Raw genomic sequence first — 25,681 nt, 5'->3', positions numbered from 1 at the left:
AGCTATGAGTCAGTACTTTCTCAATCATTTGGGGCTCGCCTGTGCGCTGGGCTGCGACCTGGCGCAAATCGTTGACGGCCTCTTCGCCGGAGACCGCTCGCGCATGCGCACCGGCGCTCCCTGGCTGGAGGAGCGTCGGGGGCGCTTCGGCGCTATCGAAGAAACCCTGCCGGAATTGCCCGAAACGCTGCGCGAATACGATTGCCGCAACAACCGCCTGGCCCTGCTGGTGATACGGCAGATAGAGTCGGCGGTGGCCGAGTTGCGCGAAAACCTCGGCGCGCGGCGCATAGGCGTGGTGATGGGGACATCGACCTCGGGTATCGCCAGCGGCGAGGCGCGTCTGGGTCTTGCAGATGAGGGCGGCTACAGTTATCGCCACCAGCAGCAGATGGGGGGGCTGGCGGAATTCGTCGCCCGCTATCTGCAACTGGAAGGCCCGCGCATCACCGTCTCCACCGCCTGCTCCTCCAGCGCCAACGCCTTCGCCAGCGCGCGGCGCCTGCTGGCGGGGAATGTCTGCGACGCGGTGGTGGTGGGTGGCGTGGACACCCTGTGCGGTATGACGGTCAAGGGCTTCCACTCCCTCAGCGCCCTGAGCGCCGGGCAGACGCAGCCGTTCAGCGCCGCGCGCGACGGTATCAACCTGGGCGAGGCCGGGGCCGTCTTCGTGATGAGCCGCGAGCCGGCGAGAATCCGCCTCTGCGGCGTGGCGGCCAGCTCCGACGCCCATCATATGTCGGCACCGCACCCGCAGGGCCGCGGCGCCGAGGCGAGCATGCGCGGCGCCCTCGCGGATGCGCAGCTGGATGCGGCAGATATCGGTTACCTGAACCTGCACGGCACAGGTACGGCCCAGAACGATGTCATGGAGGCCGAGGCGGCCGCCAATGTACTGGGCGGCGATGTGCCCTGTTCCTCCACCAAGCCGCTGACCGGCCACACCCTGGGCGCCGCCGGCGCGCTGGAGGCGGCCTTCTGCTGGCTGGCCCTGGATCGCGGCCAGCTGCCGCCGCACGCATTCGACGGTGAATATGATCCGGCGCTGCGCCCACTGAATCTATTTACCGGTGTAAAACCGCCGCAGGCGCCTTCCGATGTAAGCCCGCCGCGGGCGCCGCGCTACGCCATGAGCAATTCCTTCGCCTTCGGCGGCAGCAATTGCTCGCTGATTCTCGGACTGCAGGAGGAGTACTGATGCAGCCCCTTTCGTTGCAAGAACTGACGGCCGAAGAACTGGTACCGCACAGCGGCGCCATGTCGCTGCTGGACCATTTGGTCACGGTAGGCGAGGAGACGCTGACGGCAAAGCTGCGCGTGCGCGAGGACGGTATCTTCGACCGGCACGGCCGGGTGCCCGCCTATGTGGGTATCGAGTATATGGCACAGGCGGTGGCTGCCTTTTCCGGCTACCACGCGAAACAGGCCGGCGAGGAAGTCCGCCTGGGATTCCTGCTCGGCACGCGCAAGTTCAACAGCAATACCGACAGCTACCGCTGCGGCGATGAACTGACCGTGGAGGTGGAGCGGCTGCTGCAGGCGGAGAACGGCATGGCCACCTTCGAGTGCAAGGTGAGCGGTGCCGGGGTTGAGCAGAGCGCGCGCCTGAACGTCTATCAACCGGAAAATATCGAGCAGTATTTGCAGAAAAAAGTCTGAAGGAAAAAATCTGAATGTCCGAGTGGGTTTTGGTGACCGGCTCCAGCCGGGGAATCGGCCGCGCCATTGCGCTGCAGCTGGCGCAGGACGGCTACAACATAGTGCTGCACTGCCGCAGCCGCCGCAAGCAGGCGGAAGCAGTGGCGAAAGAAATCGCCGCGCAGGGTCGCGATAGTCGCATACTGCAATTTGATATCGTCGACCGCCGCGCGGCGCGCGAAGCACTAGAGGCCGATGTGGAGGCGCATGGTGCCTACTACGGCGTGGTGTGCAATGCCGGCCTCACCGCCGACAACGCCTTCCCGGCGATGCCGGAGGAGGACTGGGACCGGGTGGTGCACACCAACCTGGACGGTTTCTACAATGTGCTGCACCCGCTCACCATGCCGATGGTGCGCCGCAGGGCGCCGGGACGCATAGTGGTAATGACCTCCGTTTCCGGCATAGCCGGCAATCGCGGCCAGGTGAATTACTCCGCGTCCAAGGCCGGCCTGATCGGCGCATCCAAGGCGCTGGCGCTGGAGCTGGCCAAGCGCAAGATCACCGTCAACTGCGTGGCGCCGGGCCTGATCGATACCGAAATGGTGGACGGTGATCTGCCGATGGATGAGATCATGAAAATGATCCCGGCCCGCCGCCTGGGCAAGCCCGAAGAAGTCGCCGCGACAGTGTCCTTCCTCATGCACGAGCGCGCGGCCTACATTACCCGCCAAGTTATTTCCGTCAACGGTGGTCTCTGCTGATGAAACGCGTAGTAGTAACCGGCATGGCCGGCATTTCACCTATCGGCCAGGGCTGGCAGGCAGTAAAGAAGTCCTTGCAGGCGCGCGCCTCGGGCGTCGTGTATATGGAGGACTGGGACAAATACGAGGGGCTGGAAACCCGTCTCGGCGCACCGGTAAAGGATTTCGAAAAACCGGCGCACTACAACCGCAAGCGGGTGCGCAGCATGGGCAGGGTGTCTCTGATGGCGGTGCGGGCCACTGAGCTGGCGCTGGAAGATGCGGGCCTGCTGGACGATGCAATCCTCAAAAGTGGCAATGCCGGTATCTCCTATGGTTCCTCCGCTGGTACGCCGGCGGCCATGGGCGATTTCGGGAATATGCTGCTCAACCACCGCACCGACGGCCTCAATGCGACCAGTTACATCAAGATGATGTCCCACACCGCCGCGGTCAACATCGGTGTCTTCTTCGGTATGTGCGGGCGAATCTATACCACCAGCTCTGCCTGCACCTCCGGCAGCCAGGGTATTGGCTACGCCTATGAGGCGATTCGCAACGGCAGCCAGACGGTGATGGTGGCCGGCGGTGCCGAGGAACTCTGCGCAACCGAGGCCGCGGTGTTCGACACCCTATTCGCGACATCTACCAAAAACGATTCCCCCACAAGCAACCCGCGTCCCTTCGATCGCAATCGCGACGGCCTGGTGATCGGCGAGGGCGCCGGTACCCTGATCCTGGAGGAGTACGAACACGCGGTGGCACGCGGGGCGAAAATTCACGCGGAAATCGTTGGTTTCGGCACCAATTCCGATGGCAGCCATGTGACCCAGCCGCAGTCGCCAACCATGCAAATAGCGCTGCAGCAGGCGATCGCCCAGGCGGGTATCACCGCCGATGCGATCGGCTATGTCAGTGCCCACGGTACCGCCACCGATCGTGGCGATGTGGCCGAGAGCCACGCCACCCGCAATGCCCTCGGCTTCCCGGTCCCGATTAGTTCGATGAAAAGCTACACCGGCCACACCCTAGGCGCCTGCGGCGCGCTGGAAGCCTGGGCCAGCATCCAGATGATGCGCGATGGCTGGTTCCACCCGACCATCAACCTGAGTGACATTGATTCCGACTGCGCCGAGCTCGATTATATTAAAGGTGACGGCCGCACTATCGATACCGAGTATGTTATGAGCAATAACTTCGCTTTTGGCGGCATAAATACTTCGCTGATCTTCAAGCGTACAGATTAGCGCGGTGAACTGCTCCATCAAAAGCGCACAGGGACGTCGTAATTAAAACAATAAAGAGAAGTGTCATGAAAAGACTGTTGATTGCGGCAATGACACTGCTGGCATTCCAGTCGGCCACCGCCAATGAGCTGTTACTCAGTGCCGGCGGCGGCCCGCAGCCGGATTCCAGCCAGAGCAACCGCACCTATGGCATCGACTACTCCTTCAAGAGGTTCGAGAAGAGCTATCGCCAGCATATTCACCTCGGGGTAAGCTACACCAGGGTCGAGACAGATGCGGCCGAGTACGAGTCCTTCCATGCGCTTTCCATTTACCCGCAGCTGAATCTCTACCCGCGCAAGCAGAGCTGGGGTCAGCCTTACTTTTTCGTGCGGGCGTTGGGCCCCAGCTATATCAGTAGCAACCAGCTGGGTGATCGCCACCAGGACAACCACTTCGCCTTCCAGGCCCAGGTTGGCTACGCAGCCCGTATCAATTGGCAGGGGAAAGAAGATCTGGTACTGATGGTCTCCTGGAAGCACTTTTCCAATGCCAACCTGTTCAGCGATAACGACGGTATCGATATGCCATTTGTGGTCAACGTCGGTTTAAATTTCTGATTCTAACGCAGGCTGTTGTCTGCTTTAATGCGGCACGTACTGTGCAAAAAAACCATTCCAGAAGGAAGATAATAAAGATGATCAAGAAATTAGTTGCGTTACTTGGGGTTTCCACCATTTTGGGCGGCTGCTCTATCCAGCAGTCAGTAGAGCCGGCACGGGTGACTACTGGAAGCGAGATATGCATCATTGAGAATCCCGATGTCCGCGAGGGGTTTCTGAACGAATTCAAGTCGGCCCTATCCAGTAAGGGGGTGCAGTACAAAGTGCTGCCAAAAGGATCGAGTTATGTCGCATGCGAATGGACGGCAACTTACCTTGCGCGCTGGACTTGGGATTTAGCTCTTTATATGTCCTACGCGGAGATCAATGTGTTCCACAATGGCGCTCCCGAGGGCAAGGCACTGTATGATTCCACCAGAGGCGGTGCCAACATGAGCAAATTTATCGATGCGGAAACCAAAATCAGGGAGCTGGTTGATCAGTTGCTGCAATACGAGACTGCTTTCCTGCTGAAGAGCCGTTCCGATGAGCGCACTTTCGGTTGATCTGAGTTGACAGTTGACCGAAAAGGTCAATTTCCCGGCGCAAGCACTTTTTAGATGGTTTGCGCCGGGAGTCTCCCCTCCGTCTTGTAATTCTTTCCAAGTGAATATCCAGGTTATTGGCGCTGGTTTCGGTCGAACCGGCACGCTTTCATTGAAACTGGCGCTGCAGCAGCTGGGTTATGGTCCCTGCCTGCATATGAGTGACTTCGCTGCCGATCCCAGGCTCTGCCAGTCTTGGCTGCAGGGGCTGGCCGCTGAAGCCCCCGACTGGAAGCAACTCGTCGGACAATACACTTCCCTGGTTGACTGGCCGGGATGCCTGTTCGTCGAGCAGCTTTTGCGGCAGGCACCGACGGCCAGGGTGATTTTCACCGAGCGGGATTTTGACGGCTGGTATCAGAGTGTCAGCGAGACAGTTTTCCCGGCACTGCGCTGGGCCCAGCTGGTATCTGACGAGAAGGCACCGCATTTTATACACCTTGCTAAGAAGGTAATTGCCGACAAAACCTTTGTGGGAAAATTTGACCGCGAATCTGCATCCGGCCTCTACTACGCGCACCGGAATCATATAGTAGGTCTTGTGCCTGCAGAGCAGCTGTTGTTGTTCGATGTGCGGGAAGGTTGGGAGCCGCTTTGCGAATTTTTGCAGTGCGAGGTGCCGAAGGGGAATTTTCCGAGAGAAAATGCCGCGCGCGAATTCTTTGGGATGCTTGGTAGGATGCGCGGCAAGCGGAAGCTGAAGGGCAAATAGGAAAGCGACCCGGGACTAGCGCCGGACCACAGAATCTGGTTCTTTTAAGTTAGATCTATTCAACTCTACTAATTTTAAATCTAACAGCGTTAGGTGATGCTTTCAAAATCTCAACAATATAGCCTTCTATAATAACTCTTGGGTCTTCTTTGGTCGCAGTAATTGGAATGGAATTCTCAGGTACAAATACATGATAGTCAGATGCCGGGTGAGTTGTGGTTGATCTGAAGGTTGTATTTGCAGTTAATCCAGATGGTTTTTTGCTTATATTAGTATTTGCTGATCCAGAAGTAGTAGATATGGGTGTTCTACTAGACGTGGTTTCGTTAGTTTCTATTTGTAGTCCATTGCGGAAAAATACTGCATTGCCATTCTTATCTATTCCGGCAAAGCGAAGCTCAGTAAATCCTTCGCTAGTTGTCCTTCCAAACCAGTCTGAACCTCCCAAGATGTTCTCGAGTTCGCGTTGTTTATTGAGTCTTAAAACGGCATCTCCAACACCGGCGATATAAACTTTGCCAACCTGAGTGGCAGTTCCTTTCTTAGAAAGTACACTGTGAGGGTTTAGTAGCTCCTTTTCGATGGAAATGGATAAGTTGTTGATCCAACGGTTGTAGTTGCGGTGAATCGTATTGCGTCGGCTGTTGTAATCGAGCATCTGGCTGTCTTTGTAAGAAATGCTGTAGCTATCGGCATTATAGGCAATATTGGCCACCGCGCGATGTTTGCGCACGTTGATGGTTGCCGCTATCAGCCCAGGCGAAACTTCCTGGCAGGTCCAGCCCTTGTCGATGCAACCGGCGATAATACCTTTCTTGACGGAATCTTGCGTTTGCACTGATCCATCCAGGCGGTTTGGGATAGTGCGGTCCTGCAGGTTCATCAAAGGGTGGCTGGTGCAACCTCCCAGTACTGTGGTGAGCAGAGTGGCAAAAAGTATCTTTGATATTGAACGCATGGAATTACCCCGGGCTTTGATTAAGCAATAGAGTCGATAGGATATTCGGAGCGAGTCTATCCCTGATGCTTGCGCTTGATCCACTTGGCGACGTCATTTCCAAGCGTATGCACACAGCGTTCCAATACCTGGCATGATCCCTTAAGGTTGCCGCCAAAACCACCGCCGGAATTTCTGGCACCCTGGAAAGTATCTATCAGCTCGCCATCTTTATAGAGCTCGGCCTCGATGGTTACTGACTTGCGGTGACCGATCCAGACGCCGCCCGCGCTGGAGGCGTTGAGAATACTAAGCTTGAGATTGAAACCTTCGGTTTGCAGATTCAGCTCGGGCTGCAGTGCGGCGGCAAAGCCGTGTTTCTCCAGGAATGTTTTTGTCGAATCGGAAAGCTTGTACCCCAGGTTGGTGCACTCTCTAACGATATTCGGCGCAATTACCTTGGTATCGTAGTATTCCGCTTTCTGGTTGATGGTAATTGCGGCATTGTCCTGTGCCAGCGTCGAGGCACTCAACATAGCCCCGAGCAGGAAAACCGCGGCTTTCCTTGTCTTCATCAATTCCCCTCCCCCAAAAAAATTGATTGTTATTTGTTCATTTGGTCTGTGACGACTGAGAGCCGGGCAAGCTGCTCCCTCTCAAATATGCGAGCAAAGTTACCAGAAATGACAGAGGGGACCTAATCGGCCTTGGGAGCCGGACCGCGGCTGTCAGGGTCGGCTGCGCACCACTACCGCGGTGCGCAGCCGCTCCCGCCCGAACAGCGACATCCTGGCAAAATCCTCCCGCGCTATCGGCAGGTATTCGCTGTCGAGCGGATTCTGCTCGTCGTCTTCGTCCGGATCGTGCACGTAGAGGCACTCCTCGTCGATGCCGGTCAGCGTCACCCAGTGGGGCACCTTCTTGCCGTCCAGCCGATAGGTGCTGATCAGCAGCAGCGCCAGCGCGCCTTCCTCCAGCCACTGCTCCAGCTGCGCCTGGGTGAACTCCTGTTCGACGATCGGGATTCCCTCTTGTTTGGCGGCAGCGCGGAAGTCCGCATCCACCTGCTGGATCACCGTCTTCTTCTTCGCCGCGCGCACACCGTTGGCGAACAGCGGCGATGTCTGGTTCAGGTACACCTCGCAGTCGAAGCCGCGCGCGCGTATCGCCAGCGCCAAGCCGATCGGGTGGCAGCCGCCGGTGCCCGCGGCCATGAAGATGGTGGTGGCTTCGCGCCACAGGGCCAGCTCGTCGCTGACCGAGGGCTGGTAGTCCGGTCGCAGCGCCGCCATCGCCATCATCGCCGCGGCCGGGCCGCAGGTGAAATCGGTCGTCTGGCCGTACCAGGGCACGTCCAGGCTGTGCAGGTTCTCCGGGCGATAGCGGATGCGCTTCTGCATGCGCAGTGCGTCGCCCTCGTCCTCGTAGTAGTTCGGATAGCTGCCGAAGGTGCGGTAACCCAGCTGCTGGTAGAGCGAGATGGCCGAATGGTTGTCCTCGGCCACCTCCAGGCGCATAAACAGCCGGCCGCTGTGGCTGCTGGCCTCCTCGGCCGTGACCAGCAGTGCCTTGCCGATCCCCTGGCCGCGCCCGGCCGGGCCCACCGCCAGCGAATAGAGCCGCGCCAGGCGGGTGCCGCGGCGCAGCAGCACCAGCACATAGCCGAGCAGCTGCTCGCCGCGCTCCGCCACCAGGAAGACGCGGTTCTCCGCGCCGACCCAGTGGCGCAGGCGGCGCCGGCTGAGGCGGTCCCCCTCGAAACACGCCTGTTCCAGCGCGTGCAGCGCCGGCACGTCCGCGGGCACGGCGGGTCGAATGGTAAAGGTGGGGAAGGACTGGGAAGACATGCTCGGGCCCGCCTGCCGGCGGCTCAGGACACCGCGAAATTGCGGCCTGGCTACATTAGCAAAAGGCGCAAAAAAAGATAGGAGTTGGACAAAATTTCTTCTATTGTTCGCGCTGTTGTCCTACCCAATTCGAGGCGCCTTTTATACATGTCCCAGGTGCTAATTGTGATCGACCAGCCGAGTGACTGGGCGCCCTACTACCCCAGTGAGCGCGTGATCACCTTTGCCGACTATCTGCAGCTCCCGGCCCGCCAGCAGCGGGTGCGGATCATCAACCTCTGTGGCGACTACGACTACCGCTCGGAGGGCTACTACTGCTCGCTGCTGGCGGAGGCCCGCAGCCACCATGTGCTGCCCAGTGTGCGCACGCTCAACGACCTGTCGGTGCCGCAGCTGTACAAACTGCAGCTGGCGCCGCTGGTGCCGGCGCTGAACAAACTGCAGAAACCGCAGGAGCCGGGCACCCATCTGCTGGTGAAGTCCTATTTCGGCCAGTGCGCCGAGCCGGCCCTGCAGCCACTGGCGCGCCTGCTGTTCGATCGCTTCCCCTGTCCGGTGCTGGAGATCCACCTGGCCTGCGAGAAGTCCTGGGAGATCGTCGACCTGCGTATCTGCTCGCACCGCGACCTGAGTGAGGAGGAGGAGACGCGCTTTGCCGACGCGCTGGACAGTTTCAGCAACCAGGTGTGGCGGCCGTTCAAGAAGAGTGCCAACACCCGCTACGACCTGGCGATTCTGGTCAACCCGGAGGAGAAGCTGCCGCCGTCGGACCAGAGCGCGCTGAAGAAGTTTGCCAGTGCCGGCCGCGAGCTGGGCTTCTCGGTGGAGATGATCACCCCGGCGGACTATATGCGCCTGCCGGAATTCGATGCGCTGTTCATTCGCGAGACCACCGCCATCGACCACCACACCTACCGCTTTGCGAAAAAGGCCGAGGCGGAGGGGCTGGTGGTGCTGGATGACCCGACCAGCATCATGCGCTGCACCAACAAGATCTACCTGGCCGACCTGTTCGCAACCCACAAGGTGCCGGCGCCGAAGACCAGTATTCTGCGCCGCGGCGACGAGGACAGCCTGCAGAAGGCGCTGGCGGATCTCGGCCTGCCGATGGTGGTAAAAATCCCGGACGGCTCCTTCTCCCGGGGCGTGGTGAAAGTGCAGACCGAGGAGGAACTGCGCGACAAGGTGGAGGAGCTGTTTACCGAGTCGAGCCTGCTGCTCGCACAGGAATACCTGTACACCGAATTCGACTGGCGTATCGGTGTGCTGAACAACAAGCCGCTCTACGCCTGCCGCTATTACATGGCGAAAAACCACTGGCAGATCTACGACCACAACAACAAGAAAAACATCAGCGGCGGTTTCTCCACCCTGCCGACGTTTGAAGTGCCGAAGGCCGTACTGCAGGCCGCGCTCAAGGCGACCAAGCCGATCGGCAACGGCTTATACGGCGTGGATGTGAAGGAGTCCACCGGCAAAGGCTACGTGATCGAAGTGAACGACAACCCGTCCATCGAGAGCGGCGTCGAGGACAAGTACCTGGGTCGCGAACTCTACCGGCAGATACTGGAAGAGTTTGCGCGCCGGCTGGATGCGCGCCGCACCGGCCACGACAGCTGAGCCGCTGCGCGTGCGGTAATTCGATTACTGAAACGTTCCAACGAAAAAAACCACCCGCAAGCGGGTGGTTTTTTTATGTCTGTGAAGTCTGCCGGCACAGTTCCAGCCAGCGCTCGATACCGGCGCTGCGGTATTTCTGCCGGTGCAGGGCAAAATAGAAATCGCGGCGGAAGTCCCGCTGCGGCACCGGCAGCTCCACCAGCGAGCCGCGCTTGAAGGCATCCACCAGCGATACCCGCGACAGGCAGCTGATCCCCAGGCCCGCCTCGACCGCGCGCTTGATCGCCTCGGTGTGCTGCAGCTCCAGCAGTATCTGCAGTTGTGGCCAGAGGCCGGCCATGGCGCGCTCGAAGGTCTGGCGGGTGCCGGAACCGGACTCGCGGGTGATCCAGGTGGCGGCGGTGAGGTCCCTGTCGGACAGGCGCCTGCGCCCCGCCAGTGGATGCTGCGGCGCACAGAAGACCACCAGCTCGTCGTCGCGCCAGGGGATCATCTCCAGATCGGGATGGTTGAGCTCGCCCTCGATCAGGCCCAGGTCCAGTTCGAAATTCAGTACCCGCTCGGCGATGGCGGCGGTATTGCCGACTTCCAGCTGCACCCGCGTGCCCGGCTGCTCCTCCATATAGCGGGCCATGATGCCGGCGGCGAGATAGTTGCCGATGGTCAGGGTGGCGCCGATCTTCAGTCGCCCCAGATCGCGGTGGGCGGCCAGCGTCTGTTCCAGCTCCCGCGCCCGCTCCAGCAGCTCCTCCGCGCGCGGCCACAGCTGGCGGCCCAGTTCATTGAGGCGCAGGCGCTTGCCGGTGCGTTCGAACAGGCGCAGCTCGAACTGCTGCTCGAACTCCTTCAGCGCGGTGGAGGCCGCGGACTGGGACATGTTCAGGCTCTCCGCCGCGCGGCTCACATTCTCGTAGTGGGCGCAGGCGAGGAATACCTCCAGCTGGCGCAGCGAATAGCGCATAATGGGCCCCGGTATTCATTGGCAGAATCGATAACGAATATCGAAATATCCCATTTTGCCAATAGGTGTTCCAGGGCTAGAATTCAATTATTAAGAGAATTCAGGAATAAGTAGTTCTAAGCTTATGTCTAATTTGAATATAGAGAGAGTGCTGGAAGTCCATCACTGGAACGACACACTGTTCAGCTTCAAGACCAGTCGCGACCCGAGTTTCCGCTTCGAGAACGGTCATTTTACGATGATCGGCCTGCAGCAGGACAATGGCCGCCCGCTGCTGCGCGCCTACTCCATTGCCAGCGCCAACTACGAAGACGAGCTGGAATTCTTCAGCATCAAGGTGCCGGACGGCCCGCTGACCTCGCAGCTGCAGAAGATCAAACCCGGTGACGAGATCTATGTCAGCCGCAAGCCCACCGGCACGCTGGTGGCCGACCACCTGTTGCCCGGCAAGCGCCTGTGGCTGCTGTCCACCGGCACCGGCCTGGCGCCGTTCATGAGCATCATCAAGGATCCGGATGTGTACGAGCGCTTCGACCAGGTGATACTGACCCACGGCGTGCGCCATGTGTCCGAGCTGGCCTATCAGGACTACATCGAAAACGAACTGCCGAACCACGAATATTTCGGCGAGATGGTGCGCGAGCAATTGCTCTACTACCCGACGGTGACCCGCGAGCCCTACCGCAACAACGGCCGCCTGACCGAGCTGATGCTGTCCGGCAAGATCTTCCAGGATCTGGGCCTGCCCAGGCCGAATGTGGAAGAGGATCGCTTTATGCTGTGCGGCAGCCCGGCGATGCTGAAGGACCTGACCAAGATCCTCGACGACTGGGGCTTCCGCGAAACCCGCGCCGGCGTCCCGCACGAGTACGTCATCGAGCGGGCCTTTGTAGAGAAATAACCCTTTCACAGTGCGCGGTATCGTCTTCGGCCGCGCTTTGCCCGCCCGCCGGACGCGGGAGACAGACCACCGGAGTCGGTACTTCGAGAACTCGGCGCTATGGATTGGGCGCAGGGAGTGACCGGGAAGTTAAGTGTTTTCGGAGTGTCGACCCCGGTGTTTTGTCGCCCGGCCGGCTGCGATCCCCATGCCAGTGAAGTGACAGGTGACGAGTCGTTTTCAACCTGTTTTTTAAACCACCCATCCGGGTGGTTTTTTTATGGCTGGAAAGCTGCCGCACTGATCCTATTCTCTAGACTGGGCGTACAAGCTCAATGAGCAACCCGGAGCGACATTGACGACTGGCATTAGCGGGAGTGTATCGGTGCAAAAACTTTGTCGATTCATGCTGTGCGCACTTCTGCTGTGTCTGGGCGGCTGCACCGGCACGCCGGAGAATGTCGAGCCTGTACAGAATTTCCAGCTGAACCGCTATCTCGGCAAGTGGTACGAGATAGCCCGGCTCGATCACTCCTTCGAGCGCGGCCTGTCCCGGGTCACGGCGGAATACAGCCTGAACCCGGACGGTTCGGTGCGCGTCGTCAATCGGGGATTTTCGCCGGAGGAGGCGCGATGGAAGCAGGCCGAGGGTCGGGCTGTGTTTGCCGGCAGTGAAAGCAGCGGGCACCTGAAGGTTTCCTTCTTCGGCCCATTTTACGCTTCATATGTGATTGTCGAGCTGGATGAGGCCTATCAGTATGCGCTGGTCACAGGCCACAACAAATCCTATTTGTGGATACTGTCCCGCACGCCCAGCTTGCCCCGCAGCACGCTGAACAGATTGGTTCAGCGCGCCGCCGAGCTCGGTTATCCAACCGACGAGCTGATTCTTGTGGCGCAGAACGAAGCGGCAGACGCAAATCGGTAGCGCAACGGTCAGCGCAGCGACCTGCGCTCACGCCACCAGGTGAAACTCAGCAGCAACAGCAGCGCCAGCGCCGGCCACTGCAGTGGCAGTGGCCGTTGCGGGGCCTGTGCCTGAGTTGCGGGGCCGAGGCGCGCCGTGGCCATCTGCCGTGTCTGTGCGCGCGACAGGGCCCGGTGCCATTCCGGCCAGGCGTCGGTGGCGAATACGTACAGCGAAAACGGATTGGCCTCGTCACCGCCCTGATACCAGCCCGCATGCTCGGGCCAGTAGGCATAACAGGAACCGCTGTCACTTTTGGCCGCGGCCATTCCCGCGAGCGCTGTGGCCGCGAGGCCGGCCTCAGTATCTGCTCGCGCCAGGCGCGGTGCGCCACCGGCAAAGGCATCGCTGCACAGCGTGAGCCGCCGCCCGGCCAGCGGCAGTTCCGTCGACAGGGAAACCGCTGCGCGGCTGCCCCGCCGCGCGAGTTGGCGATCGAACACGGATTTCCACAGCCGCGCATACTCCATCGCAAAGCCGGCGGTGGGCCAGCGGTGACTATCCGCGAACAATACGAAACCCAGCGCGCCTTCCCCATTGCTGCGTCCCCAGTAAAGCGTGCCGCTGTCGCCGTTCAATTGCAGATCGCCCGCCCGAGCGTGCTGCGGCTGATAACCGCGCAGGCGCAGCGGCGGCAGCGCGTCATCGGTACTGAGCGGGCTGGCGCTGGTGAGTATCTCGGCGGCTTGCAGTGGCATCTGCTGCGCGCGCGCATAGTCGAGAAACTCGCGCGGACTGTCGTCGCCGACCAGCCACAGCAGCGACTTCTGCGTGGCGTGGGTCGCCAGCGCGCGGCGCTGTGCCGCGGTCAATTGTGGCCACAGTCGGCTGTCGAGCACCAACAGGTCGAAAGGACCACTGGCATTCAGCGGTTGCCCGGTCTTGTCCTCCAGTCCGTTGAAGGTTTCGCGCCGCACCACTGACGGTGCCAGCTGGGTGATGACCTGTGCGGGCACACCGGACTGCCGCAGCCAGCGGGACAGGGCCGCCGTCTCGAACGACGGCTGTGCCAGCCACAGCAGCACCGCCGGCTGCTCGGTGCCGTGTACCACTATCGGCACCGGCTCGCGGCGTACTTCGGTCCTGTCGTTCGCATCCGTTTCGATGCGCAGCTGGTAAAGCTGCGGACCGCCGAGTTTGGGCAGGGCGCGCAGCGCCGCTTCTATGTTCTCGCCAGCCGCGATGGTCGCGCTGTCCACCGCGGCTCCATAGGGATCTTCCAGCGTGAAACTGGTGCTGCTGTCTGTGGCCTTGCCGCCGGAGATCTGCAGGCGCAGCGGCTCACCCAGCATCAGTTCGCGCGGCCAGTCGGCGCGCCAGGCGGCCGCCGGGCTGGGCTCCGCATTCTCCAGCCGCACCGGGGGCAGGTCGCGCAGCGCATCGCGGCGCAGACCGTCACCGCGCACCTTCAGTGTCTGCAGGTTGGCGATTTCCGCCAGTGCCAGCTCCGGTTCCAGTTTGATCGCGCCGCCGCTGTCCAGGGTCGCGCCCTGGCGCGGCGGCAGCAGCGCGGGCGGCTGCAACAGCATCCAGGCTGTCGCCCATATCAGTACCTGCGTCAGGGCCGCGCCGATCCGCTGCGGCGTGCCAGCGCGCACCCGCATGACCAGCAGCAGCGATACCGACAGCGCGACAGCACCAAGCAGGGTGATCCACTGAATCATCGGCGCACCTCCGCGTCAGCGCCGCCATCCCGCTGCGCCCGCAGCCAGGTGTCGAACTCGCCCGCCGCGCTGCGCAGGCGCGGCAGCGACGGCTTTGCGCGGGGTTCCGGCAGCAGCTGATACAGCAGGGCCGCGAGCTGCTGGCGGCAGTCGCGACAGGCGGCCTGTTGCCGGTACAGGCGCAGTGCTTTCGACAGCTCCAACGGCAGCTGCGGCTGCGCCTGCATCTGCGCCCGTACCGACGGCAGTTGCTGCAGGTCCGCGGCGATGTCCTCGCTCAGTGCCTCGCCGCTGCGCACCCGCTGCAGCAGCGTGAGAATCTCTTCGCGCTCGCCAAGACTGACTGCGGCAGTTACCCCCGGCGGCGCCACTTCCTCGAGCTCGCCACTGAGGCGGCGCGTTTCATCCAAAGGCGGCGGTTCGAAGCCGACGCGCTGCAGGTAGATACGCGAGGCCTGCTGCACCTCCTTGATATAGCGCAGCGCCGTATGCTGATAGGGCAGGGACGCGCGCGGCTCTATGACCGACAGCTCGCGCCAGGAGCTCCACATGGCGTTCAGTGCGCTGCGCAGCAGCTCCTTGGTCTGCGGGTCGAACAGCGTCGCGTGTTCCGAGCTGTCGTGCTGGTGGCCCGCCGCGGCGACGACGCCGGTGGCGTCGCCGAACTGTACTGGCGCCGTGCCCTGTGCCGCGTCGTGCCCGCCGTCATGTTCTGCCGTGTGCTCCTCGGCGTGTTGCCGCTTGTGGTCCTCGCCGTGTTCGCCCGCCGCCGCTTCGCCGTGTGCATCGCCCGCGTGCTCCAGCGCCGAGTCCTCCTCGCCGAGGAAGCGGCCGTAGCGCATGCGCAGCAGGTTCTGTTCATAGGCCAGGGATTCGGCGCGCTTGCGGAACTCCTGCGCACCCAATTGCTCCTGCTCAGCGAGCAGCGCTTCGGTATCGATGATCAGCTGTCGCTGGCTGCGGAAGTATTCCGGCAACACCTTGATGGCCATGCCCTCCGCATCGCTGAGACCGAAGATTTCCTCCTGCGGCCAGCGCACGATGAAATGCTGGCTTTTCGCCACATTGGCCTGCGGTGCGCGATTGTCGCGTGCCTGCAGGTACCAGTAGAGCTCGTCGCCCGGTTCGATATCGTAGCGCGCCACCGGCACGCTGAAACGGTAGCGCTTACTGCTGCCGGTACTCTCGCTCGGTTCCAGCCGCACGGTATCGTTGCGGAAGCGGACATTCTCACCGCTGCCGCTGGCGAGTGTGATCAACAGCTCTGTCTCGGTGACCTCGAAATCGTCCGCCACCTCGACGCTGACCTGCAGCAGCGCCGCTGAATTGTCCACGTCGCTGCTGGCGACGGTCACATTGTCCCGCGGGTAATCGAAGGCAAATTCCGGTGCGCGGTCCGGCCGGATCTCGATATTGTGAATCTCCGGCAACAGCTTTTGCCCGCCGCCGCTGTGCAGCGCCAGCTGATAGAAGTCCGCTGCGGCGACGATGCGCGTCAGTTGCCAGTGGCGGCTCGGCCGTGTCTCTGCCGGCTCAAAAACAAATTCCTGCTCCGCCGCCAGCATCGTCAGCCCGTCCGCGGCGCCGTCGAGTTCGATCTTCCAGGTAATGCGGGCGCCTTCCACGGCGCTTATCTGCAGCGACTGCCGCTGCTGTGGCAGGCCGGTGTAGGCGGGCGGTTGGATCTCGGTAACGGCCTCGACGATCGCAAGCGACTCGACCGCGGCCAGCTCGCGCGCCAGCGGTGGCGTCGCCGCGGTTTGCCGTTGCGGCAGGCTGTCGACAGCGACAAACAGCAACAGGCCGAGGCAGGCACCGGCGGCATGCGCCAGCTGGCTGCGGTGCCAGGCCGGCTGGAATCCTTTCAATGCACCACGCTGCAAAATCTCCTCTAGCGCAGTGGCGACGCGCTGCCGCTGCAGCTGCGCCAGGGGTGCGAGCGCCTCCGGCGCAGCGCGCAACAGCTGGCTGCTGTCCTGCAGTCGCGGGTAGCGCCCATCCAGCCGGCGACAAAGTTCGGCGGAGGACAGACGCCAGTTGCGGTCCAGCAACAGCGCCGCGGAAATGGCCGCCGCACAGGCGATCCCCAGCCAGCTCGGCCAGTGCCAATAAACGCTGCCGGCGGCGACCGCAACGGCGATCAGCGCGGCCAGCCAGGCGTAGGGCCACAGGCTGGCGCGGCGCCACTGGTTCTGCGCCAGTCGCAGTGTCTGTTGCGCTCGATCAGTCACGGCGGCCACCTCTGCGCTGTGCGCCGAAGTGCAACGCGCCGCCGAGCGCCAGCAGCCGCTCCAGTGCGAGCAGCAACAGCAGCGCCATCAGCAGCGGTCGCTCGAAGGTTGCACGCTCCACCGGCCGCACCGCACTGTCCGGCACGGCAACGCCGGGTGGTGCCTCGATGGACCAGTTGGCGCGGCTTCGGGACTGCAGTGCCCAGTCCTGCGCGTACCACTGCTGCCACAGGCGCTGCGGCAGGTCGGCGCGACGAAAAAACGCCTCGCTGTGCCAGTCGCGCCGGTAGCGCAACCAGCTGCCGCGGCCGAGGGCCGCCGCCTCCAGCGTTTCGCCCTGCGCAGTATCGAGCGCTGCAAAGGTCAGCGCGGGATCTGGCTGCACCCGTTCATCGGTGATCAAGAGCCCGCCGTCGCGGACAAAACCCTGCAGCGTCTCTGGCAGGGCGCCCGGCCTATCGTAGATCAGCCAGTCCACCGTCTCCGCGCTCGCGGAATCGGCCGTGGCCAGCCGCCGCAGTGCCAACTGTGGCAGCGCAGTGCTGCGCAAATGCCGCAGCGCCGGCTCGAGCCACGCGGGTCCGTCGCCGACGAGCGCGATACGCGGAGTGATGACCTCTTCGCTGCCGGCAGAATGCTGCAGCGCATGCCACTGCCAGTGCGGACTGACTTTGAGCGGGCCGTGGCCCGTCGGATTGACGCCATCGCGCAGCAGAATATGCGCGCGACGGAATGCGGTCTGGCCGGCGAGGCCGGACAGTGTGCGCCACAGGTCCGGTGCCGCCGGCCGCTGTTCGTCGATCGGCGCCGGGCGGGCCTGCAACCAGCTTATGTCCGTGAAGGCAGTGTCGTCGCCGGAGAAACTGGTTTCGATAAATTCGTGCAACTCCGCGCGCTCGATACGCGGGTCGACCAGCAGGATACCGCTATCCGGCTGCGCAGCACGGAACAGCAGCGGCTGCGCCAGCAGCAGCGCCAGCAGGGCAATCAACAACAGGCGCAGCAACAGCAGCCATTTGTCGCGCAGGAACAGGCGCTGCCAGTTCTGCTGCGGCTTCTGCTGCAACCAATGGGCCGCGGCAAAAGTGATTTCCCGCGGGTTGCTGCGTCGCAGCAGATGAATCAGCAGCGGGATGGCGAGAGCGCCGAGCAGCCACAGCCACAGCGGCGATTGCAGGGAAGCCGACAACCACTGCATGTCAGCCAAGCCTCGCATGGGTGTCGATAAAGCGCCGCAGGGACTGCTCGAGCGGCTGCTCTATCGCGACGCTGGTCAGCGGGCACTCCTGTCCGGCGAAGCGCGCGGTAAGTTGCCTCTGCGCCGCGGCAAAGGCGCGCAAGTAATCGGCGCGCTGCTGGCGCGCGCCGACCTCGAGCATGCCGGTGGCTTCCGGATTGCGGATCTTCAGCTCGCCGTCAAACGGGAATGTCTCCTCGGCCTCCACCAGCAGCTGCAGCGGCAGGCAGGGCCGCCCGGCCGCGTGCAGGCGCGCGGCGAAAGCGCTGATCTCGCCCTGGTCGTGGCGCTCGAAGAAATCGCTGACCAGCACCACCTGGCAGGGCTGCTCGAAATACTGCCAGACGCTTTTCAGTCGCGCTGCGCCCGGCCAGTGGCCAATCGCCGCGAGTCGCTCCAGTTCCAGTGCCAAACGCCGGTGGTGTGCCTCGCCCTGGCCCTGCGGCAGGTAGTGTGTGCCGCTGTCGCTCAGCGCCAGCAGGGAAAAGCGGTCGCCCTGGTTGTGCAGCAGCCAGCACAGGCTCGCGATCCAGCATTTGGCGTACTGCAGTTTGGTCAACTGCGGATAGGTGAAACTCGGCTGCGCCATGGATGCGCTGGCATCGAGCACGATGCACACGTGCATCTGGCTCTCCTGTTCCGCCTCGCGCACATAGTAGCGGTCCGAGCGCGCGAACAGCTTCCAGTCGATATGGCGGATGGAATCGCCGGGCTCGTAGCTGCGGTACTGCTGGAACTCGATGCCGGCACCGCGGCGCTGGCTGTGCTGCATGCCCAGCAACATGCCCGCGGCGATATGGCGCGACAGCCAGACGAGATCGCGGGTGCTGGCCAAGGTTTGCGCATCAACTAGTTGCATTTCGTTCTTATCCGAACAGCCCCAGGTTAAGGGCACTCACCTTGTGGGAGCCAGCCCTGCTGGCGAAAAGATGCTGCCGACAGCGCGGCCGCAATCGCCTGCAGGGCAGGCTCCCACAGTACAGATTCCGGCAAGTTTGCAACGGGCTTCTCAGGTAAGTGCCGCTCATTACTGACCCGGCTCCGGTACCGCGGCGAGCAATTTTTCCAGTACCTGCGGAACCGTGACGCCGTCCGCCTGGGCGTGGAAACTGAGCAGAATGCGGTGGCGCAATACCGGCAGCAGCAGCGCCTGAATATCCGCGCGGGTCACCGACAGCCGCTGCTGCAGAAACGCGCGTGCCTTGGCCGCCAGTATCAGCGCTTGGCCGGCGCGCGGACCGGCGCCCCATTTGATCCACTGCTGTAACTGCGAATCGCCACCCTCGCCGCTGCGGGTGGCGCGCACCAGGCTGGCCACATAGCGGTAGAGGTCGTCGCTGATATGGATTTCGCGCACCAGTCGCTGCATTGCCAGCAGTCCGGCGGCATCGAGGCAGGGGCGCGGCTTTGCCGTGCTGCCGCCGGTGGTCGCGCGCAGTATGTCGATCTCTTCCTGTTCGCTCGGATAGTCGATATGGATATTCAGCAGGAAGCGGTCCAGCTGCGCCTCCGGCAGCGGGTAGGTGCCGGCCTGCTCGATCGGGTTCTGCGTCGCCAGCACGAAGTAGGGCTCCGGCAGCGCCATGGTTTCGCCGCCGACGGTCACCGAATACTCCTGCATGGATTCCAGCAGCGCCGACTGGGTCTTCGGCGGGGTGCGGTTGATCTCGTCCGCCAGCAGCACGTTGGTGAAGATCGGGCCGCGCTGGAATTTGAAAAAGCGTTTGCCGGTGGAATGATCCTCTTCGAGGATCTCACTGCCGAGAATATCGCCCGGCATCAGGTCCGGCGTGAACTGCACGCGCTTGAAGGCCAGCTCGGTGCAGTCCGCGAGCGTCTTGACCAGCAGCGTCTTGCCGAGACCGGGCACGCCCTCGAGCAGCGCGTGGCCGCGGGCCAGCAGGCAGATCAGCATCTGGTCCACCACGGCCTGCTGGCCGACGATGACCTTGCCGATTTCCTGTCGCAGTGTTGCCAGCCCGCTCAGGTGCTGCTCTATGGAATCTTCTGTGGTCTTAACGATGGTATCGGGGGTCGTTGTCTGCATGGCGATTCAGCTTGTCAGTGCGTAGATAACAATGTTCACGGCGAATTTTGTGTTGTCGATGGCGAGCCAGCGCTTGTTGCGGTAGTCGTAATCCCACTCACAACCGAAATCCTTGTTGCTGTAGAGCACGGCGATACGGCCGTCGACGACGATGGCCTTCAGGTAGTCGTGCACCAGGTCGTCGCCCCAGCCGTTCAGCTCGAAGCTGGTCACCGGCAGTTCGTCGAACTGGAAAAAACAGTGGTACAAGTCGTGGTCGTCCGGCAGCTTCTGCAGGCAGTCCTCGCCGAACAGTTCCACCATCTGCGCCTCGAACGACTTGGCGAAGAGGCCGTCGATATCGTGGTTGCAGTCGTCGACAAACACGAAGCCGCCGCGGTTGACGTAGTCGCGAAAATTGCGCGCCTCCGCTTCGGTGAACTCCACCAGCTTGTGCCCGGCCAGATAGCAGAAGGGTGCCAGCAGCATTTCCGGATCCGCCAGCGGCACTATGCGCTCGGCCGGATCGACCTTCAGATTGGTGTACTCCACCAGCGAATTCAGCAGATTGGACGGCATGCGCTGGTCCACATCCCAGTCGCCGGACTCGTACATCAGGCGGGTGAAGTAGAAATCGTAGTGCTCCCGCCCCGCACTCTGCGCGCGCAGGCCCACCGGCAGTGCCGCGGCGCAGCTGCCCAGCAACAGGCGATGGAGAAATTGTTTGCGGGTGAGGGACACGGTTACAGCTCTGAAACTTCTATGGTGGAACGGCAAAACATTGCAATCGTCATGCCGGCGCAGGCCGGCATCCAGGACCGAAGCCACTGGATCCCGGCCTGCGCCGGGATGACGAGTTTTTCGATTAGCCCAACTTGCGCTTGGTGTTGATGACGTTCACCCCGTCGAAGCGCGCAGTCGAGCTGCCGTGGGACACGGCGCTGATCTGCTGCGGCTGGCCCTTGCCGTCGAAGAAGGAGCCACCCAGGCGGTAGTCGCCCTTGTCGCAGACCGCCGAACAGGAATTCCAGAACTCCTGCGTGTTCGACTGGTAGGCGACATCCTCGAGCATGCCGACGATCTTGCCTTCCTTGATCTCGTAGAACAGCTGGCCGCCGAACTGGAAGTTGTAGCGCTGCTGGTCGATGGAGAAGGAACCGTCGCCGATGATGTAGATGCCTTTTTCCACATCCTTGATCATCTCGTCGACGCTCAGCTCCTCCTTGCCCGGCAGCAGCGACACGTTGGCCATGCGCTGGAACTGCACGCTGGACCAGCTGTCGGCGTAACAGCAGCCGTGGGATTCCTTCTGGTCGAGCATGTGTACCTGATCGCGGATCGCCTGGTAGTTCACCAGCACGCCGTCCTTCACCAGATCCCAGTTGCCGGTCTTCACGCCCTCGTCGTCGTAGCCGACCGCGCCCAGGGAACCCGGCTGCACCTTGTCGGCGAACAGGTTGACCTTGTCGCTGCCGTACTGGAATTTGCCGCTGCGCCACTTGTCGACGGTGGCGAAGGAAGTGCCGGCAAAGTTGGCCTCGTAGCCGAGCACGCGATCCAGTTCCAGCGGGTGGCCGACGGACTCGTGGATCGTGAGCCACAGGTGGCTCGGGTCCAGTACCAGGTCGTACTTGCCGGGCGTCACGGACTTGGCCGTGAGCTTTTCCTGCGCCTGCTGCGCGGCCAGGCGGGCGTCCTCGACCATGTCGTAGGAGTCGCGGTAGAGCACTGTCTGCGACTGGATCTTGTCCTCGGCGCGGCCGTCCAGGTATTCGAAGCCGCGGCCCACCGGCGTGCTCAGACCCTCGCGGTTGCGGAAACCGCCGTCCTTCTTGTCTACCGCGGTGACATTGAACGGCGCCCACAGCCGGTGCACGTCCTGATCGATATAGGAGCCGTCGGTGGAAGCGAAATACTTCTGCTCGTTGACCAGGTACAGCATGGAGTTGATAAAGCTGGCCCCGGCATCCAGCGCGGCCTTGTTCACTTCCATCAGCAGGTCGACTTTTTCCGCCAGCGGAATCTGCATGGCGTTTTTCTGGATCGGCGTCTTCCAGCTCACCTCGCCGTGGCCCTTCACCGGCGCCAGCTGCACCGGCTCCTTCTGGTGCTTGGAGTTGGCCTTGGCGGTGGCCACCGCCTGCGCAGTCGCGCGGGCGATGCCGTCGCTGGTCATATCATTGGTCGCGGCGAAGCCCCAGGTACCGTTGGCGATCACGCGCACACCCATGCCGATGGACTCGGTGTTGACCACGTTCTGCACCTTCATCTCGCGGGTGACCACATACTGGTTCAGGTAGCGGCCGATGCGCACGTCGGCGTAGCTGGCGCCCAGCTTGGTCGCCGTGTTCAGCGCCGCATCCGCCAGTTCTTTCTTGACCGCGACGTCCATACCGCTCTGGGTCAGCCTGCTTTCCGCCACCGCAATGCCGGACAGCGGCAGCATGGAAAAGCCCAGGCCGGCGCCGCTCAGCTGGAGAAATTTTCTTCTATCCATTATTGAATCCTCGTTTCGCTGCGGCCGTTACACGGCGTCGGAAAGGCTGCTGAAGGTGAAGTCGCGCACTTTCAGTGCGGGGATCATCGCGGAGAAACCCCACATGCCGACGCGCTCGGCGCGGCCCATGTCCTCGATGTTGTTCAGCATGATCACCGGGCTCTCGTTGAAGCGGAAATTCTTGATCGGATATTTGATCTTGCCGTTCTCGATATAGAAGGTGCCGTCGCGGGTCAGGCCGGTCAGCAGCAGCGACTGCGGATCCACCATGCGGATATACCAGGTGCGGGTCACCAGCACGCCGCGGCGGGTGTTCTTGATCAGCTCCTCGGTGGACTTGTCGCCGCCAACCATAATCAGGTTGTTGGGCTGCGGAATGGCCTTGGCCTTGTCCTTGGACTGGCTGGCCCAGTAGCGGCTGCGCGGCAGGTTCTGCACCACGCCGTCCCTGATCCAGTCGACACGCTCCAGCGCCATATGGTCGTCGTCGGCCCAGGGCTGCGCCGGCACGTTCAGGTCGGCCGGGTCGGAATAGATGTGCACGCGCTTGTCGAACATCTTCTCGCCGATGCGGTTGCCGCCGCCTTTCTTGCTCATAAAGCTGCGGCCCTCGTCGGCGCTGCGCGCGTCGTAGTTCCACATCATGAAGCCGACCAGCCCGGATACCGCACTCGGCTCCAGGATCACGGTGTATTTGCCCGGCTCCAGCGCGCGCGCCTCCTGGGACATGACCGCCTTGTCGATGGCGACACCGGAAACGCTGCCGGTATTCATCGCGGCAAAATCGGACACGTCGCTCTGTGCCCAGCCGGAACCCAGGCCGTTCTCGGTGCGCATGGTCACGGTGAAGTTGGCGGAGGTGGAGGCGTGGTAGCCGAACAGGCCGTTGGTATTCGCCACCGCGGCGAAAGAGCGCGCGTCCTCGAGGTAACCGGCCGCGATCACCTTCTTCTCCTTGGCCGCCAGGATGGAATCGGCCGCGGACTTGGCGCGCTGGTCCGGAGTGATATCGGCGGTGGACTTGGCGAAGCCGTCGACGCTCATGTATTTCTGCTCGCCCAGCAGCGGCATGGCCTCCGGGTTGTCCGGCGACAGCTTGGCCAGCTCCTCGGCGCGGCGCATCACTTTTTCCAGCGACGCATCGCTGAACTCGTTGATGGTGGCGATACCGGACTTCTTGCCGAAGCGCGCCTCCACCGCCAGCTCGATATCGTTGACGATACCGCTGGTGGAAACGCTGTTGCGCGCATAGCGGATATTGCCGGTCTCGGCGCCGGTGAGCTGGGCGCTGGCCGCTTCCGCCTTGCTGTATTTCAGCACCTTGTCGAGAATTTGCTTCGCTTCACTTCTGGATAAAATTGCCATTTTCTAGCTCCAAAAATTTATTGTTGTTCGCTGCTTTTCAAATTCGTCATTCCAGCCTGCGCCGGAATGACGACGATAAGAGTCTTCCTCAGGAAATCTTCCGCTTGGTGTTAATCACGTTGACCTTGTCGAACCGGGTGGTGGAACAGCCGTGGGATACGGCGCTCACCTGGCTCGGCTGGCCCTTGCCATCGAAGAAGGTACCACCGAGGCGGTAGTCGCTGCTGTCGCAGACGGCGCTGCAGGAATTCCAGAACTCCTGGGTGTTCGACTGGTAGGCGACGTCCTCCACCTGGCCGACGATCTCGCCGTCCCTGATCTCGTAGAACAGCTGGCCGCCGAACTGGAAGTTGTAGCGCTGCTGGTCGATGGAGTAGGAGCCGCGGCCGAGAATGTAGATGCCTTTCTCCACGTCGCGGATCATGTCCTTGGCCGAGTATTTTTCCTCGCCCGGCGCCAGCGACACGTTCGGCATGCGCTGGAACTGCACGCTGGACCAGCTGTCGGCGTAACAGCAGCCGTGGGATTCCTTCTGGTCGATCATATGCACCTGGTCGCGGGTGGCCTGGTAGTTCACCAGTATGCCGTCCTTCACCAGATCCCAGCGCTTGGTTTTCACACCCTCGTCGTCGTAGCCGACCGCGCCCAGTGAGCCCGGCTGCACCTTGTCCGCGAACAGGTTGACCTTGTCGCTGCCGTAGCGGAATTTACCGCTGCGCCACTTGTCCAGCGTCGCAAAGGAGGTGCCGGCGTAGTTGGCCTCGTAGCCGAGTACCCGGTCCAGCTCCAGCGGGTGGCCGACGGATTCGTGAATGGTCAGCATCAGGTGCGACGGTTCCAGCACCAGGTCGTACTTGCCCGGCTCGATGGACCTGGCAGACAGCTTGGCCTTGGCCTGCTCGGTGGCGAGCACCGCGTCTTCGGCCATATCGTAGGAGTTCTTGTACAGGGTGGTCTGGCCGTGGATCTTGTCCTCGGCGCGGCCGTCCAGGTATTCGTAGCCGCGGCCGACCGGGTCGCTGAGGCCGTTGCGTGTCTTGAACACGCCGGTCTTCTTGTCGACCGCGGTCACCTCCATCGGCGCCCACAGGCGGTGGATATCCTGGTCGATATAGGAGCCGTCGCTGGAGGCGAAGTACTTCTGCTCGTTGACCAGGTACAGCGACGAGTTGATAAAGCTGGCACCGGCCTTGAGCGCGCCGTTGTTCACTTCCATCAGGTAGTCGACCTTGTCGCTGACCGGCACCTCGAAGGCGTTCTTCTCGATCGGCGTCTGCCAGGAAACCTCGCCGACACCCTTGACCGGTGCCAGCTGTACCGGCTCGGTCTGGTACCTGGCATTGGCCCTGGCCACCGCTACCGCCTGACGCGCGGCCTTGGCGACGCCGTCCGGCGTAAGGTCATTGGTGGCGGCGAAGCCCCAGGTGCCATTGGCGATCACGCGGATACCGGCACCGAAGGACTCGGTGTTGACGATATTCTCGACGTTGGTTTCGCGGGTGATCACGAACTGGTTCAGGTAGCGGCCGATACGCACATCGGTGTAGCTGGCGCCGGCCTTGCGCGCGGTGTTCAGCACGACGTCGGCGAGGGCCTTCTTCTGCCGCACGTCCATGCCGCCACTGGCCAGCTGTGCCGCGGAAACCGGCACGCCGTAGACGGGCAGCAGAATGCCGCCGGCGCCGACACCGGCGAGTTTTAGGAAGTTTCTTCTCTGCATGGCAACTCCAGGCTGTCCCGGCAGTCGGGCCGCATGGGTGGCGCCGGGGTCGATTCTTATCGTTATCGCTGCCGCCCGAATCGTGGGCGAGCAAGTGTCCACAATTATGTGAAATCCGGGCCAGTGTAAAGTTGCGGGACGTTGAGTCGAAGGGGTTGGGGGGTGAACTGAAGGCGCCGGTCCGCATTCGCCCAGCCTTGTCC

The 25,681-nt window shown here is 62.1% G+C and carries 23 protein-coding genes; 10 read left to right on the top strand and 13 right to left on the bottom strand.

What is annotated here, in order from left to right; genetic code table 11:
- Positions 1–4: 4 nt before the first annotated feature.
- The 7 genes from RRF64_RS11520 (at position 5) to RRF64_RS11490 (ending at position 5,526) form a co-directional block, all read left to right on the top strand.
- Entirely contained in the window at positions 5–1,198 is a 1,194-nt protein-coding gene (locus RRF64_RS11520) for a beta-ketoacyl-ACP synthase (protein ID WP_323846030.1), read from the top strand.
- Entirely contained in the window at positions 1,198–1,659 is a 462-nt protein-coding gene (locus RRF64_RS11515; protein WP_323846029.1) for a hotdog family protein, read from the top strand. The genes RRF64_RS11520 and RRF64_RS11515 overlap by 1 nt, the downstream gene beginning before the upstream one ends.
- A gap of 14 nt (positions 1,660–1,673) precedes the next feature.
- The gene (gene fabG / locus RRF64_RS11510; RefSeq protein ID WP_323846028.1) at positions 1,674–2,402 is read left to right on the top strand and encodes a 3-oxoacyl-ACP reductase FabG; all 729 of its coding nucleotides are present in this window, start codon (positions 1,674–1,676) and stop codon (positions 2,400–2,402) included.
- Positions 2,402–3,628, top strand: a complete 1,227-nt coding sequence (locus RRF64_RS11505) for a beta-ketoacyl-ACP synthase (RefSeq protein WP_323846027.1) — start codon at positions 2,402–2,404, stop codon at positions 3,626–3,628. The genes fabG and RRF64_RS11505 overlap by 1 nt, the downstream gene beginning before the upstream one ends.
- A 65-nt stretch (positions 3,629–3,693) precedes the next feature.
- Positions 3,694–4,227 carry an acyloxyacyl hydrolase gene (locus RRF64_RS11500; protein WP_323846026.1) on the top strand — a complete coding sequence of 178 codons (534 nt, stop codon included), beginning with the start codon at positions 3,694–3,696 and terminating at the stop codon, positions 4,225–4,227.
- Positions 4,228–4,304: 77 nt separating this feature from the next.
- Positions 4,305–4,775, top strand: coding sequence for an Sbal_3080 family lipoprotein (locus RRF64_RS11495; protein ID WP_323846025.1), 471 nt, complete (start codon positions 4,305–4,307; stop codon positions 4,773–4,775).
- A gap of 13 nt (positions 4,776–4,788) precedes the next feature.
- Positions 4,789–5,526, top strand: coding sequence for a sulfotransferase family protein (locus tag RRF64_RS11490; RefSeq protein ID WP_323846024.1), 738 nt, complete (start codon positions 4,789–4,791; stop codon positions 5,524–5,526).
- 55 nt (positions 5,527–5,581) lie between these two features.
- Here the strand turns inward: RRF64_RS11490 and RRF64_RS11485 are convergent, their stop codons facing one another.
- From RRF64_RS11485 to RRF64_RS11475, 3 genes are all read right to left on the bottom strand, one after another.
- On the bottom strand, positions 5,582–6,484 hold the full coding sequence (locus tag RRF64_RS11485) for a hypothetical protein (protein ID WP_323846023.1): 903 nt from the start codon (positions 6,482–6,484) through the stop codon (positions 5,582–5,584).
- Positions 6,485–6,540: 56 nt separating this feature from the next.
- Entirely contained in the window at positions 6,541–7,038 is a 498-nt protein-coding gene (locus RRF64_RS11480) for a hypothetical protein (RefSeq protein ID WP_323846022.1), read from the bottom strand.
- A 153-nt stretch (positions 7,039–7,191) separates the two neighbouring features.
- Positions 7,192–8,310, bottom strand: a complete 1,119-nt coding sequence (locus RRF64_RS11475; RefSeq protein ID WP_323846021.1) for a GNAT family N-acetyltransferase/peptidase C39 family protein — start codon at positions 8,308–8,310, stop codon at positions 7,192–7,194.
- A 147-nt stretch (positions 8,311–8,457) separates the two neighbouring features.
- On the opposite strand from RRF64_RS11475, the gene RRF64_RS11470 reads away from it, so the two are divergent.
- On the top strand, positions 8,458–9,930 hold the full coding sequence (locus RRF64_RS11470; protein ID WP_323846020.1) for a RimK family protein: 1,473 nt from the start codon (positions 8,458–8,460) through the stop codon (positions 9,928–9,930).
- Positions 9,931–10,003: 73 nt separating this feature from the next.
- Here RRF64_RS11470 and RRF64_RS11465 read toward each other — a convergent pair whose 3' ends face one another.
- A complete protein-coding gene (locus tag RRF64_RS11465) occupies positions 10,004–10,891 on the bottom strand; it encodes a LysR family transcriptional regulator (protein WP_323846019.1) in 888 nt (295 codons plus the stop codon).
- A gap of 124 nt (positions 10,892–11,015) precedes the next feature.
- Between RRF64_RS11465 and RRF64_RS11460 the strand changes: the two genes are divergently transcribed.
- Both RRF64_RS11460 and RRF64_RS11455 read left to right on the top strand, forming a co-directional pair.
- On the top strand, positions 11,016–11,792 hold the full coding sequence (locus tag RRF64_RS11460) for a ferredoxin--NADP reductase (protein WP_323846018.1): 777 nt from the start codon (positions 11,016–11,018) through the stop codon (positions 11,790–11,792).
- 364 nt (positions 11,793–12,156) lie between these two features.
- Positions 12,157–12,699: a lipocalin family protein gene (locus tag RRF64_RS11455; RefSeq protein WP_323846017.1), complete on the top strand. Its 543-nt coding sequence runs from the start codon at positions 12,157–12,159 to the stop codon at positions 12,697–12,699.
- 8 nt (positions 12,700–12,707) lie between these two features.
- Here the strand turns inward: RRF64_RS11455 and RRF64_RS11450 are convergent, their stop codons facing one another.
- The 9 genes from RRF64_RS11450 to RRF64_RS11410 form a co-directional block, all read right to left on the bottom strand.
- Positions 12,708–14,402 carry a hypothetical protein gene (locus RRF64_RS11450; RefSeq protein WP_323846016.1) on the bottom strand — a complete coding sequence of 565 codons (1,695 nt, stop codon included), beginning with the start codon at positions 14,400–14,402 and terminating at the stop codon, positions 12,708–12,710.
- Positions 14,399–16,633 carry a hypothetical protein gene (locus RRF64_RS11445; RefSeq protein WP_323846015.1) on the bottom strand — a complete coding sequence of 745 codons (2,235 nt, stop codon included), beginning with the start codon at positions 16,631–16,633 and terminating at the stop codon, positions 14,399–14,401. Before RRF64_RS11445 ends, RRF64_RS11450 begins: the two co-directional genes overlap by 4 nt.
- On the bottom strand, positions 16,626–17,831 hold the full coding sequence (locus RRF64_RS11440; protein ID WP_323846014.1) for a BatA domain-containing protein: 1,206 nt from the start codon (positions 17,829–17,831) through the stop codon (positions 16,626–16,628). Before RRF64_RS11440 ends, RRF64_RS11445 begins: the two co-directional genes overlap by 8 nt.
- A gap of 1 nt (position 17,832) precedes the next feature.
- Positions 17,833–18,729, bottom strand: a complete 897-nt coding sequence (locus tag RRF64_RS11435) for a DUF58 domain-containing protein (protein ID WP_323846013.1) — start codon at positions 18,727–18,729, stop codon at positions 17,833–17,835.
- 168 nt (positions 18,730–18,897) lie between these two features.
- Positions 18,898–19,917, bottom strand: a complete 1,020-nt coding sequence (locus tag RRF64_RS11430; RefSeq protein ID WP_323846012.1) for an AAA family ATPase — start codon at positions 19,915–19,917, stop codon at positions 18,898–18,900.
- Positions 19,918–19,923: 6 nt separating this feature from the next.
- Positions 19,924–20,637, bottom strand: a complete 714-nt coding sequence (locus RRF64_RS11425) for a DUF4159 domain-containing protein (RefSeq protein ID WP_323846011.1) — start codon at positions 20,635–20,637, stop codon at positions 19,924–19,926.
- 124 nt (positions 20,638–20,761) lie between these two features.
- Positions 20,762–22,393 carry a TldD/PmbA family protein gene (locus tag RRF64_RS11420; RefSeq protein ID WP_323846010.1) on the bottom strand — a complete coding sequence of 544 codons (1,632 nt, stop codon included), beginning with the start codon at positions 22,391–22,393 and terminating at the stop codon, positions 20,762–20,764.
- A gap of 27 nt (positions 22,394–22,420) precedes the next feature.
- On the bottom strand, positions 22,421–23,758 hold the full coding sequence (locus RRF64_RS11415) for a TldD/PmbA family protein (protein ID WP_323846009.1): 1,338 nt from the start codon (positions 23,756–23,758) through the stop codon (positions 22,421–22,423).
- 88 nt (positions 23,759–23,846) lie between these two features.
- Positions 23,847–25,478 (bottom strand): TldD/PmbA family protein, encoded by a 1,632-nt coding sequence (locus RRF64_RS11410; protein WP_323846008.1) that lies wholly within the window; start codon positions 25,476–25,478, stop codon positions 23,847–23,849.
- Positions 25,479–25,681 lie beyond the last annotated feature (203 nt).

Origin of the sequence: Microbulbifer magnicolonia (assembly GCF_035117725.1) — a bacterium.
Taxonomy (GTDB): Bacteria; Pseudomonadota; Gammaproteobacteria; order Pseudomonadales; family Cellvibrionaceae; genus Microbulbifer; species Microbulbifer magnicolonia.
This window is presented reverse-complemented; position numbering and strand designations above follow the sequence as displayed.